At 39.5% G+C, this 16,119-nt stretch carries 11 protein-coding genes and 1 tRNA gene; 6 read left to right on the forward strand and 6 right to left on the reverse strand.

Annotation, left to right across the window (positions count from 1 at the left end; genetic code table 11):
• Window positions 1–171: 171 nt before the first annotated feature.
• The 5 genes from FORMB_RS08665 to porU all read right to left on the reverse strand — a co-directional run bounded on the left by FORMB_RS08665 (window position 172) and on the right by porU (window position 8,648).
• A complete protein-coding gene (locus tag FORMB_RS08665; protein ID WP_069677073.1) occupies window positions 172–1,788 on the reverse strand; it encodes a pyruvate dehydrogenase complex dihydrolipoamide acetyltransferase in 1,617 nt (538 codons plus the stop codon).
• 3 nt (window positions 1,789–1,791) lie between these two features.
• Window positions 1,792–2,790, reverse strand: a complete 999-nt coding sequence (gene pdhA, locus FORMB_RS08670) for a pyruvate dehydrogenase (acetyl-transferring) E1 component subunit alpha (protein ID WP_069677074.1) — start codon at window positions 2,788–2,790, stop codon at window positions 1,792–1,794.
• Window positions 2,791–2,881: 91 nt separating this feature from the next.
• Window positions 2,882–3,364 carry a cytidine deaminase gene (locus FORMB_RS08675; RefSeq protein ID WP_069677075.1) on the reverse strand — a complete coding sequence of 161 codons (483 nt, stop codon included), beginning with the start codon at window positions 3,362–3,364 and terminating at the stop codon, window positions 2,882–2,884.
• Between the two features lie 110 nt (window positions 3,365–3,474).
• Window positions 3,475–4,737: a type IX secretion system outer membrane channel protein PorV gene (gene porV / locus FORMB_RS08680; RefSeq protein WP_069677076.1), complete on the reverse strand. Its 1,263-nt coding sequence runs from the start codon at window positions 4,735–4,737 to the stop codon at window positions 3,475–3,477.
• 41 nt (window positions 4,738–4,778) lie between these two features.
• Window positions 4,779–8,648: a type IX secretion system sortase PorU gene (gene porU / locus FORMB_RS08685; protein WP_231925531.1), complete on the reverse strand. Its 3,870-nt coding sequence runs from the start codon at window positions 8,646–8,648 to the stop codon at window positions 4,779–4,781.
• A gap of 194 nt (window positions 8,649–8,842) precedes the next feature.
• Here porU and gldJ point away from each other — a divergent pair, with 194 nt between their 5' ends.
• Entirely contained in the window at window positions 8,843–10,510 is a 1,668-nt protein-coding gene (gldJ, locus tag FORMB_RS08690; RefSeq protein ID WP_069677077.1) for a gliding motility lipoprotein GldJ, read from the forward strand.
• Window positions 10,511–10,579: 69 nt separating this feature from the next.
• Window positions 10,580–11,863: a UDP-N-acetylmuramoyl-tripeptide--D-alanyl-D-alanine ligase gene (locus FORMB_RS08695; RefSeq protein WP_069677078.1), complete on the forward strand. Its 1,284-nt coding sequence runs from the start codon at window positions 10,580–10,582 to the stop codon at window positions 11,861–11,863.
• A gap of 144 nt (window positions 11,864–12,007) precedes the next feature.
• Here FORMB_RS08695 and FORMB_RS08700 read toward each other — a convergent pair.
• Window positions 12,008–12,082 (reverse strand) — tRNA-Val (locus FORMB_RS08700).
• An 83-nt stretch (window positions 12,083–12,165) separates the two neighbouring features.
• Here FORMB_RS08700 and FORMB_RS08705 point away from each other — a divergent pair.
• From FORMB_RS08705 to ffh, 4 genes are all read left to right on the forward strand, one after another.
• On the forward strand, window positions 12,166–12,900 hold the full coding sequence (locus FORMB_RS08705) for a YwaF family protein (protein WP_069677079.1): 735 nt from the start codon (window positions 12,166–12,168) through the stop codon (window positions 12,898–12,900).
• 49 nt (window positions 12,901–12,949) lie between these two features.
• On the forward strand, window positions 12,950–13,894 hold the full coding sequence (locus FORMB_RS08710) for a M20/M25/M40 family metallo-hydrolase (protein ID WP_069677947.1): 945 nt from the start codon (window positions 12,950–12,952) through the stop codon (window positions 13,892–13,894).
• A gap of 95 nt (window positions 13,895–13,989) precedes the next feature.
• Window positions 13,990–14,679, forward strand: coding sequence for an SDR family NAD(P)-dependent oxidoreductase (locus tag FORMB_RS08715; RefSeq protein ID WP_069677080.1), 690 nt, complete (start codon window positions 13,990–13,992; stop codon window positions 14,677–14,679).
• Between the two features lie 108 nt (window positions 14,680–14,787).
• Window positions 14,788–16,119 carry a signal recognition particle protein gene (ffh, locus tag FORMB_RS08720; protein WP_069677081.1) on the forward strand — a complete coding sequence of 444 codons (1,332 nt, stop codon included), beginning with the start codon at window positions 14,788–14,790 and terminating at the stop codon, window positions 16,117–16,119.

Here is a 16,119-nt window from a genome sequence, read left to right on the forward strand (position 1 = left end):
ATTGGTTAATAATTCAATAAATATACAAAATTATATATAAAACTTTTATTTTGCAATTAATTAGGTGTTCAGCGTTTCTAAATGGAACGGAGGGTATGAGTATTGTTTAAACAAAAAAAGACTGCCTTTTCGGACAGTCTTTTTAGATAATATATTTTTTAATAAAACGCCTTAAACCAACATCGTCACAGGATTTTCAATAAAGCCTTTTAAGGTTTGTAAGAACTGTGCGCCCGTTGCGCCATCTACCGTTCGGTGATCGCAAGCGAGGGTGAGATTGATGGTATTTCCAACAACAATCTGTCCGTTTTTAACCACCGGTTTTTGAACAATCGCTCCCACCGATAAAATTGCTGAGTTGGGTTGGTTGATAATCGACGTAAAGCTTTCAATTCCAAACATTCCTAAGTTAGACACGGTAAATGTACTGTCGTCCATTTCTTGAGGGGTTAATTTTTTATTTCGTGCACGTCCCGCAAAATCTCTAACTGCAGCGCCTATTTGTGGCAAGCTTTGCTCATTGGCAAAACGCACTACAGGAACGACCAAACCATCTTCAACCGCCACCGCCACACCAACGTGTACATGGTTGTTGAGTTTCATGCGATCTGCAAACCATTGTGAATTCACTTGAGGGTGCAAACGCAATGCCAATGCACAGGCTTTGACAATGATGTCGTTAAATGATATTTTAGTATCTGGAACCGTATTGTATTGTGCTCTAAACGCCATGGCATTGTCCATGTCAAACTCTACATTCAAGTAATAATGAGGTGCAGAGAATTTAGATTCGCCCAAACGTTTCGCAATGGTTTTACGCATTTGCGAGTTTTTGATTTCTTCAAAGTCTTCTTGACCTGTCGGTACAAACTTCGCTGCACTTGCGGCAGAACTTGCTGCTGCGGGGGTGAAGTTTTCAACATCGCGTTTGATGATGCGTCCGTTTTCACCACTTCCAACCAATTGGTTCAAGGCAATGCCTTTGTCGTCCGCCATTTTTCGCGCGAGTGGCGAAATATGCAAACGCCCTGTTGTATTGGGTATAGCGACTGCAACGGGTGCAGCGGCTGCTTTGGGTGTTTCTTTAACTTCGGCAGCAGGTACTTTGGGTGTCTCTGTGAGGTCTGCTTCTACAACGGCTGTTGCAGTCGTCGAAAAGTTAGCAGCAACCGCTGAAACATCCGTTCCTGCAGGGCCAATAATCGCTAAAAGATCGTCTACTTTTGCAGAGTCGCCTTCTTGGAGTCCAATGTATAATAAGGTGCCTTCATTAAAGGATTCAAACTCCATGGTTGCTTTATCCGTTTCGATTTCAGCTAAAATATCGCCTTCTTCGATCACATCCCCAACTTGTTTGAGCCAGCTCGCAACAGTCCCTTCTTCCATGGTGTCGCTTAAGCGCGGCATAGTCACCACAATCACACCATCAGGAATGCTTGCTGTACTTGGTTCCACAACGGCAGCAGCGGCTTCTAATGGAGCCTCTGTTTCTTCTGTAGTTGTTTCTTCTACGGCAGCCGTTGGATTCAACAGTGCCGATATGTCTTCGCCTTCATCTCCAATAATGGCAAGAAGCTCATCGACCATGGTCGTTTCCCCTTCTTGAACACCAATATGAAGCAAGGTTCCTTCATTAAAGGATTCAAATTCCATCGTTGCTTTATCGGTTTCGATTTCCGCAAGAATATCACCTTCTTCAATTTTGTCTCCTACTTTTTTCAACCAGCTCGCCACGGTTCCTTCTTCCATGGTGTCGCTTAGTCGGGGCATATTAACTATGATTGCCATAACTTATAATTTATGTTGTAAAAATGGATAATCTTCTTGTTCGTATACGACATCGTACATCAAACTTTTTTCTGGGTATGGCGATTCGTCAGCGAATTTTTCACATTCAGCTACCAGCTCTTTCACGCGTTTATCAATCACTTTAATATCGTCTTCAGTAGCATATTCTTCACGAAGAATCACATCTAAGACTTGTGTAATTGGATCAATTTTTTTGTATTCTTTAACCTCGTCTTTGGTTCGGTAGTGTTGTGCATCACTCATCGAATGTCCTCTGTAACGGTAGGTTTTCATTTCTAAGAATGTTGGACCATCACCTCTTCTGGCACGTTGAATGGCTTCGTCAAAAGCTTCTGCGACTTTGATTGGATTCATTCCATCTACAGGTCCACAAGGCATTTCATACCCCAAACCTAATTTCCAAATATCGGAATGGTTGGCCGTTCTGTCTACAGACGTTCCCATGGCATAGCCATTGTTTTCACAAACAAAAACGACTGGAAGTTTCCAGTTCATCGCCATGTTAAAAGTTTCGTGTAACGAGCCTTGACGGGCTGCACCATCGCCAAAATAACAAAGGGTGACTGCACCAGTTTCGTTGTATTTATCTCCAAACGCCATTCCAGCGCCTAAAGGTATTTGTCCACCAACGATTCCATGACCGCCATAAAATCCTTTTTCTTTAGAGAAAATATGCATCGAACCTCCCAATCCTTGAGACGTTCCAGTGGCTTTTCCAAAAAGCTCTGCCATCACACGTCGAGGATCAACGCCCATCCCAATGGGTTGCACGTGATTTCGATAGGCAGTGATCATTTTGTCTTTGGATAAATCCATCGCATGTAAAGCGCCTGCAAGTACGGCTTCTTGACCGTTGTACAAGTGGAGAAATCCTCTTACTTTTTGTTGGATATATACGGCCGCAAGTTTGTCTTCAAACTTTCGCCAGAGCATCATATTCTCATACCAATCAAGGTAGACTTCTTTAGTTATCTTCTGCATGCGTTTACAGTAATTGTTTTTATTGTAAACACAAAAGTAATACTTTGATTGATAACCTAAAAAGAGTAGGGGTTAATTTTTTAAAAAAACGTTATAGTACGGTTTTGTCAAAGATCCAAGGAAGGATGTTTTCGACGGAATTTGAGACGGCTATTTGCCCAGAAGTCCCCATAAAATAGAGTTCCATAGGGGCGTTTTGCTTCACTTCATATTCGGACAGCGCCTGTCTGCAGGCACCACAAGGAGGAATTGGTTTGGTGGTTGGATTAAGGGTAGATCCTGCCACAATTGCCATGCGAAGTATTTTTTGATTTGGAAATTCAGCTCCCGCATAATACACAGCAGTGCGTTCTGCACACAATCCAGAAGGGTAGGAGGCATTTTCTTGGTTATTTCCAGAAATAATTTCTCCATTTTCTAGTTCTAAAGCGGCACCCACTAAAAATTTAGAGTAAGGTGCATAGGCTTTTTTACGGGCTTCTGCTGCTTTATGTATCAGGTTTTGAATGGGTATGTCAAATTCTTCAATTGCATCGTACACATCAAAAGAGGTCTCAATTTTTACTTTTTTCATTGGTTTATTTTTTAGTGCCTTTTACAATTTAGAGATTTCATAATTGGTATAGACAAAAAAACTATTGCAGTGCGCAATAGTTTTTATTAGTGTTTTATCAAAGCGATTGCTTAGTATTCGCTGTATTCGCCGTCTCCAAAATTAACGGATAAAGAAAAACGCAAGGTATTTTCTAGAGGACTTTGTACTTTGGAAGCTGAGATTAAATACGATAGATCAATATTAATTGCGGTGTATTTGAACCCGGCACCCATCGCGAAAAACTTACGAGCTCCTTTGAATTCATTTTCATTGAAATATCCGAGTCTAAAAGCAAATGAGTCTTGGTAAACGTACTCGGCGCCTAAGGCCCAAGTGAACTCATCGAGCTCTTCGCTGAACCCACCAGGCGCATCGTTAAACGATTGAAATACACCTGACATAAATCCAACGTCCGGATCTTGTCCTTCAAGAATTACGTTACCCACAAGAGTTCCTCTAACATCTCCGTCATCAGGGTTATAAACGCCATCGCCATTGGTATCGGTATAGTTGTATTCTTTTCCTGTTACTGGCGGTGTTGGCACCAATAGTTTAGTAACTTCAGCGGTGACATTGACTCTGTTGTATTGGTCAAAGATAAAGTCAAATCCACCACCCAATCTTAAATTGGTTGGTAAGAAATTTTCTCTTCCACCTTCGTCATATTTAATTTTTGGCCCTAAATTTTGAATGGCAAATCCACCTCTCCAACGGCCATTAAATTCGTTGTAGGCTTCTTCTTCACTTTGGTAATACCCTGTAATGTCCACACCAAACGAACTTGCCGCTTTGGCATTCACGTCGATTGCTTGAATTTTCAAATCTGAACGCAAATAACGCAGGGCAACTGCCATTGAAAACTGATCAGAAAGTCTCAAAGAGTAAGAGGCATCGAATGTTAATTCGTTGGGGCTTTCAATTAAAGGCGTCGAAAATTCATCTTCACGGAGTTCAATTTCTCCAAGCGAAAAATACTTAAGACTGACAGCAAATGCACTCCGTTCGTTAAGTCTGTTGAAATAGGTAAGACTTCCTAAAAAGATGTCATTTACTAATTTCCTCAAATAAGGGGTGTAGCTAAACCCAATCCCAGCTTTTGCTTCTGAAAAGGCGTATTTTGAAGGATTCCATTGTTGAGAGTAGGCATCTACAGAGGTTGCGACTCCCATGTCTCCCATACTTGCGGCACGTGCATCGGAAGCAATTAGAATAAACGGGACTCCCGTTGTAATCACTCGCGAGTCTGGGTCGGCTATGATAGTAGTCTGAGCCACTGCTTTGGTTGAAAATAGCGCGACTAAAAACAGCACACAAATGGATGTTAATTTTTGGTTTTTTTGAGTTGGAATCATTTTTAATTTTGGTGTTATGAATTAACAAATATAATGTAATATTAAAGGATTACAAGTTTTTCAATTTTTTCTGCTTGCATTCCTGTGCTTGATGAACGTACTTTTAATTTATAGACATAAACTCCTTTTCCAATTTTGCTGCCAAAATCGTCGGTGCCATCCCAAGTGATATCTCGAGAGACAGAACTTGTTGTTTTAGAGCCGGCATTGGTTTGTCCATTAATGGTTTTTATCAATTTACCCGAAACGGTGAATATCTGAATAGAAACGTCTAATACATCCGAACTATTGTGGTTGAACCAAAATTCTGTGTAATTCACAAATGGATTGGGGTAATTCAACACATTGGTAAGCTCTAAACTAACGTCTTTATCAAAGACGATAAATTGAATGTCCTGTGTAGAAGCATTGTTGTACACATCCCATGCTTTAAGAGTCAAAGTGTGTAAACCAGGGCTTAAATCTCTCAGAGGATAACTCAAAGAACCTCTTTTGTAATCATCGATGGCTGCGACATAATAGTCGTTTAATTTGTAAACATTGGTTTCATCTCCATCTAAAATACCGGTAATGTCATGTCCAATCCCACTGGCGGTATTGATGCCATTTTCGTCATATAAATTTGCTAAAAGCGTCGGCTCTTCATTGGTGATGCCCCCAGAAACAAAATTTTCATCGTTCATATATAGGTTGATGGTCGGTCCTATATTGTCTTCTGGCGCATTGAGGTTGACCCCTCCAATTTTAATGTCGTAATTATACCCCCTATTGTCGGATAGAGGAGCTTCGGATTTAGAATACAAACTTATTTTTCCATTCCCTTCTGTGACTGTAATATCTCTAGGGACAATAAATTCAAATGCAAATTGTCCATTGGTCACACTTGCTTGTCCTCTAAAAATCACTTCTCCCAACGCATCAAAGTTCATTAGAATCAAATTATCCGCCGCATCTTCTACGCCGTCGTTTCCAAGGGTAGAACGCTGAAGGTCTTTGTCGTAAATAGTTGCGGTGAGTACGCCGTTGTAGTTATTTAAAACAGTTCCCTGTGCATCGGTGACATTCCCTTCGATTTTGGCAGGACCCAAAGCTTTTAGAACTTGGGTGCTGTTGTTCACGTCTTCGTCATTTATTTTTGTAACTCTAATGTCTGGTTTTGCAATGGGAAGTTTAATGGCAGGATCTCCAATGTTAAAAACCAAGCGACGCTGAGGTTTGCTGGAAATCGCAGGATCGTTTTTAGTACGCCTCAGTGCTTCACCAATACTCAAGGTTTGGTCACTTCCGTATGAAAATAAATATTGACTTAAGGTTTTATTAAAAGCGGTGCCAGCATTCACATAAATTTTCCGCGTGGTGGTGATCAAGCTAATGGCACCTCCTTTTTTATTCCAAAATAAATACTCGCCAGCCGTTTCTCTCAGCGGGTTGTCAAATTTGGTGTATTCACAAGTGACGGTTACAAAGCAGTTAAGCTTGCAGGGGTTGTTAAGCTCTTGTGCATTTATTTTGTCAAAAATACGTTCGTTAGCTAAGCCATCTTCCCCGCCGTGTCCAAAATAATTAACCACAAGCGCTCCGACTTCTAGCGCATCAAAAATAGCTTTGTTTACGAGAGAATATCGTGCGCCTCCTGATGAGGTTTCTTGAACGTAGGAATCTGCATGAATTTTTTTGACATTCATAAAGGGTTTTTCTGCTTTGACATCCTCTGCAATAATTTCAGTTGTGGATTGAATGATGCGGTCTGATACATCATCTACATCATCCGAGATGAGTAAAAAATTATTTCGCCAACTTCCATAAGTTTCGGGCATATAATAAGACTCTACTTTATCTACCATTTCTTTGGCACGTTGGGTGTTTTCGGCCAAAATCCGTCCCACTGCAATGTCTAGTATGTTGTTGTTAGACATGGTGCCTTCATTGGAATCCATCATGCCAAAATAGTCATCAGATATAAAAGAAGTTGTCAAACTAAAACTTTCTGTGGAATACCAAGAGGGAACAATATTGGTGTTGTTAGAAATACGGTCTTTGTAATCAAAAGAAGCATCGCCAAATAAACACAAGTATTTTAGTTTTTTGGAAGGTGTACTGGCATTGTCATATACATATTTTACAAAATTTCGAATGCCTCCAATGTCTTGCATTCCAGAACTAAACTCTTGGTAAATGGATTCTAAAGCATATACTTTGACGTTCAAATTGTGTTGAGTCCGATTAATTTGTGCCAGACGTTCCGCTTGCGCTCTTAAATAATTGGGTGCGACGATTAGATAGTCAATATCTTTAAATTCTCCTTGGGCGTCCAAAAATACCGTCCCTTTAATGTCTTGATTGGGTACATTGGTGTTGTTGGTTTTTCTGGGGACATAAAAATCAGGCCCCACTGCTTGGTAGGTTTTTAAGGTTCCTAAACTCGTTTTGAAACTAAATTCAGATGCGGCATCCGTATTGGTGTAAAATTGAATTTGATACGGATTGCTGATGTCCCAAACTTGAGAGATGGTAGCGGCATTTGAAATCTCAAACTGACCAATCCCTAATTGTGTTGAGGTGCCATTATGTTTGAATTCAAATTGAGTTCCGAGGCTCGTCAACGCACATTCGGCTTCTATCGATATATAATCTAAATATGCCGTCGCAGACGGATTGCCATTATTGTTGTAAGATAATTCTACATTGATAGTTTCTGAGCTAGAGGAAACAGCTCCGCTAAAAAAATCTGCTCTTGCGAGAATGTCTTTGTCAATTGCTTCATAAGTAAAATTATCAACTTCAGATCCATTCACGTTGAGCTGCATTGAAGTGTCAGACTCGGATGCTGCGGCCGTATAAACTCTCAAGGCCACAGGGCTGCTTGTGATTAAATTTGGGAAGTCGAAACTAAACGCTCTTACGTTTTCCACATAGAAACGATGCCCAAACCAGCGCCTTCCCATTTTGGCAATATTATAGGTGTCAGATTCTACAAATTTATAGTTATGAAAACTGTTATACGTCACATCTGCTTCGCCAGTGGGTTCTATTGCTGTGGACATTCTGGCGCCATTTCCAAGGCTGATATTTACATAATAATAACTTTTATCACTGTAAGGATTAACGTGTGAATTGTTGTCGGAGTTGTACTTTTTAGGTCCAATGGCATACATCAAAATGTAGTCACTGTCATTAAAAACACCATCTTCTTCGCCAACCACTTGGATGGTGTTTTCGATCAAATCGTTAGAAACGGTATCCGAGTTCAGTAAAGGAAGCGATTTCCCACCATGACCATAAATCTTAATATTTTTAGGGTTTATGGAACTGGTGTTGATGCCCAAGCTATTCAGAAAATTTCGGTTTAGTTTGTGAACCCCCGTGGTATCGACGGCAAATCGGTACCAATCTCCTGATTTTAAATTAGAGCTGCTGATGGAAGCGGTGCTAGAAGTCCTTCTGTTTTGCGCATTCATTCGGTATGAAATCGTAAATCGTGTCATTTTTTTAAGAACCCCATTTTCATAATAAATAGGCGAAATTTCTACATGGCCTTTTGAGTTATCTCTATAAACTGCATTCTCAACCTTTAAGGAGGGCGTATTTGGAATGGAAGATAGTGGCAATTGTTTTAAATCTGTTTTGGAAATCTCAATACTTTCAACGGATTCTAGTGCCGCCGAACGTTCATCTAAGCGTCCGTTCAGATTCCATTGGGCTGAAAAAGTAATGCCATTTTTGAGCGAAAATGTATAGTATTTTGAGTCAAAAGAAGGGAGTTCAATAGAGCTGTCGCCAGTGCTTAAAGTGATTGATCCGCCCCAGTTGATGTCAAAACTTTGAGTTTGAGCGGTTCCAAAATAAAAACAAAATAAGGCTATAAAAGGCAACAATCTTTTCATAGTAAAGAAACGCAATGTTATGGTCATTAGTATCGATAAATAAAAGCTAATTTCAAAATTACAATAATAAATCATAAAATTCAGCGTTTTTAATCAAAGTAATCCAAATAAATAAATCAAAAAAATAGAATAAATCCCTCTGCTTTTTTATTGCATAATAATCTATAATTAGTATATTGCGGGACTTAATTCAATTGCGTTTTACCAATTATAAGTTGAATATGAAAAAAATGATAACAATACGAATATTACTTCTAGTAGCATTGTCCACATCTTTAGTAGGATGTAGCAAATCATCAAAATCTGGAAACTCTTCAAGAGGGACAGGTTGGCAAATTAACGCCAAAGAAGGTGGTTTTCAATACAACACAAATTTCAAAGAACAAGAAACTGCACCAGGATTGGTCTTTGTGGAAGGGGGAACCTTCACCATGGGAAAAGTGCAAGACGATGTCATGCACGACTGGAACAATTCGCCCAACCAACAGCACGTTCAGTCCTTCTATATGGACGAGACAGAAGTTACCAACATGATGTATTTGGAGTATTTAGATTGGATTAAGCGGGTGTATCCACCAGACAATCCAGATTACAGATCTATTTATAACGGAGCCGTCCCAGACACACTCGTATGGAGAAACCGTTTGGGTTACAGTGAAGTGATGGTCGAAAATTACCTTCGTCATCCCGCTTATAAAGATTACCCAGTGGTTGGAGTGAGTTGGATGCAAGCCGTTGAATTTGCAAACTGGAGATCCGATAGAGTTGCAGAAATGGGCTTACAAGAAGAAGGCTATCTTAAAAGAGATTCCAATATTCTAGATACCTCTGCAGAAAGTAATTTCAATATAGACACCTACGTAAACACTCCAACAAGTACTTTTGGAGGGAATGAAGAAGTTATTAAAGGTGGAAAACGAAAGATTAAAACTGATGAAGAGGGCAATGAAATAAATGTCTATGCCACTCGTGAAACAGGCGCTATCCCCTTAAAATACCGTCTCCCAACAGAAGCAGAATGGGAATATGCAGCATTGGGACTTACAGAGCTTAGAAGTTACAACGTTTACAGAGGACGTAAAAAATATCCTTGGGATGGTCAATACTCTCGATCTGGAGATCGTAAAACAAGAGGAGATCAATTAGCAAATTTCAAACAAGGCAAAGGAGATTATGGCGGAATTGCTGGATGGTCTGATGATGGAGCCGATATTACAAACGAAGTGATGTCTTACGAGCCCAATAATTTTGGAATCTATGACATGGCGGGGAACGTTGCGGAATGGGTTGCGGATGTTTACAGACCTATTGTAGATGATGAGTTTAGTGACTTCGGATACTATAGAGGTAATGTATATACCAAAAATGCTATTGGAGAAGATGGTGGTGTTTCAGTGATTGGGATTGATGACATTGAATATGACACACTTTCAAATGGAAAAGTAATTGCCACAGGCCTTCCAGGTCAAATTAGTCAAGTACCGGTGGACGAAAATGAAACCTATTTACGTACCAATTTCGATGAAAGTAACAATATTAACTACCGGGACGGTGATGCAAGATCTTCAAGATTCTTTGATGATTTTGAAGAAGACGATTCTGATAATGATGCCGTGACGCGTAAAATGTACAACTCTCCAAACCACAAGGTGTCTGCAAATGACTCAGGGATAAATAGACAATATGATAAGTCAGATGTGAGAACATCACTTATCAATGACGAAGTAAGAGTCTACAAAGGTGGATCTTGGAAAGACAGAGAATACTGGCTCGATCCAGCTCAAAGACGTTATTACCCAGAAGATATGGCAACAGACTATATCGGATTTAGATGTGCAATGTCTAGAGTAGGGTCTAAATCACTTTCAAAAAAGAAACGAAAAAATTAATTTTTTTACTTTACATAATTTTAAGTCCTATCAATTTTAATTGTTAGGACTTTTTTTTATTTTTAGGATATGGAATTAAACCAAATTCATCACTTATTTTTGAAGAGCTCAGGCACTTCTACCGACACGCGAAACATCAAACAGGACTCTCTATTTTTCGCCTTAAAAGGCGCGAACTTTAATGGGAATACATTTGCACACCAAGCGCTTGAAAGCGGCGCAAACTATGCCGTGATTGATCAGGTCGTGCATCCCACAGACGAACGTTTTATTTTGGTTGATGACGTTTTAGAAACGCTGCAAGCACTCGCTAGTTTTCATAGAAATCACCTCGGGTTGCCCATTATTGCCCTGACAGGAAGCAACGGAAAAACCACCACTAAAGAATTGATTCACGCCGTATTGAAACTACACTTCAAAACCGTGGCGACCGTTGGAAACCTAAACAACCACATAGGCGTGCCTTTAACGCTTTTAAGCATGACTGCTGATACCGAAATTGGCATTGTAGAAATGGGAGCGAACCACGCAAAAGAAATTGCGATGCTTTGTGAAATTGCACAACCAAACATGGGCTATATCACCAATTTTGGGAAAGCCCATTTAGAAGGCTTTAGATCAGAAGAAGGGGTCGTAAAAGCCAAAAGTGAGTTGTATGATTTCCTCAAGGCGAACACAGGCTTGATTATTTTGAATTCTGATGATGGAAAACAAGTCGCGCAAGTTGGGACTTACGATAACGTTTATACCTTTTCTCAATCTCTGGAAACGTCTCTAAATGTGAAGCTTACGGCGACACAACCCTTTTTGAATGTCGCACTAAAAAACACAACCATTAAAACCAACCTTGTTGGGGCTTATAATTTCTGCAATGTAGCAGCGGCTTTGACTATTGGAATCTATTTCAAGTTATCACCCTTACAGCTAAAAAATGGAATTGAAGCCTATGTGCCGGAAAATAACCGATCGCAAATCATTCAGAAAATCTCCAATGAAATATTATTAGATGCTTACAACGCCAATCCGAGCAGTATGGACGTTGCGTTGGAAAATTTTAAAGGCATTCAAAACCAACACAAGCTCGCCATTTTAGGAGATATGTTTGAGCTTGGAACTACCAGCGCCAAAGAACATTTAGCAGTCGTAAACCAAGCAATTTTAACCAAGGACTGTAGTTTTTACTTTGTAGGGTCTCATTTCTTTGAGCAGAAAATACACCATCCAAACCTCCTATTTTTTGAAACCTTTCAAGACCTTCAAATACATTTAGAAAAAACAACCATTTCAAATACCAGCATCTTAATAAAAGGATCGCGTGGGATGGCTTTGGAGCGGGTATTGGAATTCATTTAAAAAAGACTGTCTAAAAGCAAGAAATCTGTCATTCTGAATTTATTTCAGAATCTCAATTAACTTAAATTTAATTTGTTTCAGAACCTGAAACAAGCCTGCCTGGCGGTAGGCAGGTTCAGATTGACAAAACACAGCTTTATTTTGTGGGTCATACTGGATTCGAACCAGTGACTTCTACCCTGTCAAGGTAACACTCTGAACCAACTGAGTTAATGACCCTTTTTGTGAGGATGTAAAAATACTAATATCTTTTAATTATGTATCTTTATTTTTTAAATTATAATTAACTAATATTTAGAACCTTGATACTTATAACCAATCAAACATTTCCTAACTATATTATCAAATTTATGTCCGATGAATGGATCGTGAATAATTGTGCTGTGTTAGTGGTTGTTATTTTTATCTTGGGACTGGGTCGTTTTTTGTCGCGACAACAGAATGTGAATGTCACTTACCTCATGGGAGGCATTATGTTTTTCACATCGGTGGTGACCCCCTTACGGACGGTTTTAAATGGACACTGGAATATAGTTACTGATCTGCCGCTTCATTTGTGCGGAATTTCAGGGTTGATCTGTTCTTTTCTGCCCTTTTTGAAACGGAAACAAGTTTTGTTTGATTTTGTGTTTTACACGGGTGTTATTGGCGGCATCATGTCCGTGCTCACCCCTCAAATGAATGGCTTTGACGGCAGTGATTTTGCGTATTTAGAATACTATGTAAGACACGTAACGATCTTTTTATTACCCCTCTACATGCTTCAAAATTTAAACATCAAACTCTCTAAATATTCAGTCCTTACGTCCTTTATTATCATTAATGTGTTATTGGTATTCATCATGCCTTTAAACTTTTATTTAGGGTCTAATTATATGTATTTGGCAGAACCGCCACAAGTGAATAATCCTTTGGTCATCGGTCAATGGCCCTATTATTTGTTATGGTTTGAAGTTTTTATTGTGGTCTTGATGTCTGTTTTTTATAAGCTTTCCACCTTAAAATTTAATCTAAAAAAACAACTAATTAGTGATTAATGGGCACTTTAGTATCTTCGCTCTTAAAACGAATAAACAAACAAACCCCATGAAATTCAAAATTCTACTGCTAGCCACTCTCATTGTTCAATCGTGTATTTCAAATCAAGACGATGAAGTAAAGCCTCAAGAAATTCGTGACTTTGTTGAGTTTCTAGCCTCCGACGAACTCAAAGGTCGCGAAACCGCCACTGAAGGTGAATTGGTGGCTGCACAATTTATCAAATCAAAATTTATCGAAGCTGGCATCAAACCCTATTTCGAAACCTATTTTGATGCCTTTGAATCCAAAGGTTTTAAAGGCGTGAATGTCGTTGGGTATATAGAAGGAAATGATTCTAAATTAAAAAATGAAATTGTGCTGTTAGGCGCGCATTATGACCATATAGGATTTGGCGAAACAGTGGAAAACGATTCCATTGCCAATGGTGCCAATGACAATGCTTCAGGCACTGCTGCCGTCTTGGCAATTGCCAACCGTCTGGCACATTCAGGAACGAATAAACGATCCATCATAGTTGCATTATTTTCAGGAGAAGAAAAAGGATTATTAGGCTCAAAAGCCTTGGCTAAAAAATTAAACGAACAAGACATTGATTTATATACCATGCTGAATTTTGAAATGATCGGCGTGCCTTTTATAGATCGTGATTATGACATTTTCTTAACCGGTTATGAATTGTCTGACTTGGGTGAAAAACTAAACACCTATACCAATACAACCATGGTTGGGATCTCAGATGTTGCTAAAAAACACAATCTTTTCAAGCGATCCGATAATTATTCGTTTTACAATGAATTTAAAGTACCAAGTCATACCATTTCTTCTTGCGATTTGACTAATTTTGATTTTTATCACCATGTCGATGATGAAATAGACCAATTAGATTTCGCTTTTATGGCGACCACTATTAATAAATTAATACCTGGCATCGTGCAAATTTGCAATACAGATACCAAAGAAATTCAAATGTATGCACCCTCCATACCTTGAGCTTGATACCCAAGGAAAATGATTATATGGATACTCCATACCTGCACTGAGCGTAGTCGAAGTGTGACCGATAAAAAACAATAAATAAAACACGCATGAACCGAACTAAAACAGTTATAATTACAGGAACCAGCCGTGGCATCGGTTTTGAACTCGTCCATCTTTTTGCCAATGCTGGCTACGAGGTTTTGGCACTGTCCAGAAACGCAAAGCCTGTTTCTAATTTAAATTTCGATAACATTACTGCCTTGTCTTTTGATTTGAGTAAATCCGAAGATTACGATCGCGTAGAAGCCTTTGTTAAAAAAGAATGGTCACAGGTTGATATTCTGATTAACAATGCAGGAACACTTTTAAATAAGCCATTTGCCGACACCACTTTTGAAGATTTTCAACAAGTCTATAGCACCAATGTTTTTGGCGTTGCCGAACTTACCCGACGTATGATTCCATTCATGCCCAAAAAAGGACACGTGGTCACCATAAGCTCCATGGGTGGCGTGCAAGGCTCTGTAAAATTCCCAGGGTTGTCTGCATACAGTTCTAGTAAAGGTGCTGTCATTACCCTCACCGAACTTTGGGCAGAAGAATACAAAGAAACAGGTCCCTCTTTTAATGTCTTGGCATTGGGTGCTGTGCAAACTGAAATGCTAGCCGAAGCGTTTCCAGGCTATGAAGCCCCCACAACCGCGACTGAAATGGCCAACTATATTTTTGAATTTGCAAAAAATAGCCATCAGTTTTATAACGGTAAATTATTGCAGATTTCTAGTTCTACCCCTTAACTCGATTTCGATTCTTTTTAAAAAATACAGCCGTGGGTTTAACAGCTTATTAACGGTTTTAAAATAAAATATTTCTTTACTTTTGTAAATTGATAAAAACCGCATTTTATGTTCAATAATTTAAGTGAAAAATTAGATAAAGCCCTTCACGTCCTCAAGGGACATGGGAGCATCTCAGAAATCAATGTTGCCGAAACACTCAAAGAAGTGCGACGTGCGTTGTTGGATGCCGATGTGAATTATAAAATCGCCAAAGAATTTACCAATCGGGTCAAGGAAAAAGCATTAGGTCAAAACGTTTTGACCACGCTTCAGCCGGGTCAATTAATGGTCAAAATTGTAAAAGACGAGCTGACCACCTTAATGGGAGGCGATGTCGAAGGTATTAATTTATCGGCCACTCCAAGTGTCATTTTGATGTCGGGTTTACAAGGGTCGGGTAAAACCACCTTCTCTGGAAAACTTGCCAATTATTTAAAAACAAAAAAATCCAAAAAACCAATGTTAGTCGCCTGTGACGTGTACCGTCCAGCGGCCATCGATCAGTTGCAGATTGTTGGAGAACAAGTCGGCGTTGAGGTTTATAGCGACCTTGGAAATAACGATCCTGTTGCCATTGCCAAAGCAGGTATTGCCGAAGCCAAAGCCAAGGGGTGTAATGTGGTGATTATTGATACCGCCGGTCGTTTGGCAGTCGATGAAGCCATGATGAGTGAAATCGCAAACATTCACAAAGCAATTCAGCCACAAGAAACACTGTTTGTAGTGGATGCGATGACAGGGCAAGATGCTGTAAATACCGCCAAAGCCTTTAATGACATTCTGAATTTTGATGGAGTTATTCTTACAAAATTAGATGGAGATACCCGAGGTGGAGCTGCCATATCCATAAAATCAGTCGTCAATAAACCGATCAAGTTTATTGGTACAGGTGAAAAAATGGAAGCCATTGACGTGTTCTATCCTGCACGTATGGCCGAACGAATTTTGGGTATGGGAGATGTGGTGTCCTTAGTAGAACGCGCACAAGAACAATTCGATGAGCAAGAAGCTCGAAAAATTCAAAAGAAAATCGCCAAAAACCAATTTGGGTTTGATGATTTTTTATCTCAGATTCAGCAGGTTAAAAAAATGGGGAATATGAAAGACCTCATGGGAATGATCCCTGGGGCTGGAAAAATGATGAAAAATGTGGATGTGGATGACGATTCGTTTAAGTACATCGAAGCCATTATTCATTCGATGACTCCCGAAGAACGTACCAAGCCAACCCTTTTGAATGCCAGTCGTAAAAAACGGATTGGTGCAGGATCAGGAACCAGCATTCAACAAGTGAATCAATTGATGAAACAATTCGATCAAATGAGTAAAATGATGAAAATGATGCAAGGTGGTGGCGGAAAAAAAATGATGCAAATGATGAAAAACATGCCACGATAG

Origin of the sequence: Formosa sp. Hel1_33_131 (assembly GCF_001735745.1) — a bacterium.
In the GTDB taxonomy this organism is placed as follows: Bacteria; Bacteroidota; Bacteroidia; order Flavobacteriales; family Flavobacteriaceae; genus Hel1-33-131.

Coding starts and splice junctions, on each gene's coding strand:
- gldJ (WP_069677077.1), top strand. CDS start 8,843: ATGAAAAAAATGATAACAATACGAATATTACTTCTAGTAGCATTGTCC.
- ffh (WP_069677081.1), top strand. CDS start 14,788: ATGTTCAATAATTTAAGTGAAAAATTAGATAAAGCCCTTCACGTCCTC.
- FORMB_RS08715 (WP_069677080.1), top strand. CDS start 13,990: ATGAACCGAACTAAAACAGTTATAATTACAGGAACCAGCCGTGGCATC.
- porV (WP_069677076.1), bottom strand. CDS start 4,737: ATGATTCCAACTCAAAAAAACCAAAAATTAACATCCATTTGTGTGCTG.
- FORMB_RS08675 (WP_069677075.1), bottom strand. CDS start 3,364: ATGAAAAAAGTAAAAATTGAGACCTCTTTTGATGTGTACGATGCAATT.
- porU (WP_231925531.1), bottom strand. CDS start 8,648: ATGACCATAACATTGCGTTTCTTTACTATGAAAAGATTGTTGCCTTTT.
- FORMB_RS08710 (WP_069677947.1), top strand. CDS start 12,950: ATGAAATTCAAAATTCTACTGCTAGCCACTCTCATTGTTCAATCGTGT.
- pdhA (WP_069677074.1), bottom strand. CDS start 2,790: ATGCAGAAGATAACTAAAGAAGTCTACCTTGATTGGTATGAGAATATG.
- FORMB_RS08665 (WP_069677073.1), bottom strand. CDS start 1,788: ATGGCAATCATAGTTAATATGCCCCGACTAAGCGACACCATGGAAGAA.
- FORMB_RS08695 (WP_069677078.1), top strand. CDS start 10,580: ATGGAATTAAACCAAATTCATCACTTATTTTTGAAGAGCTCAGGCACT.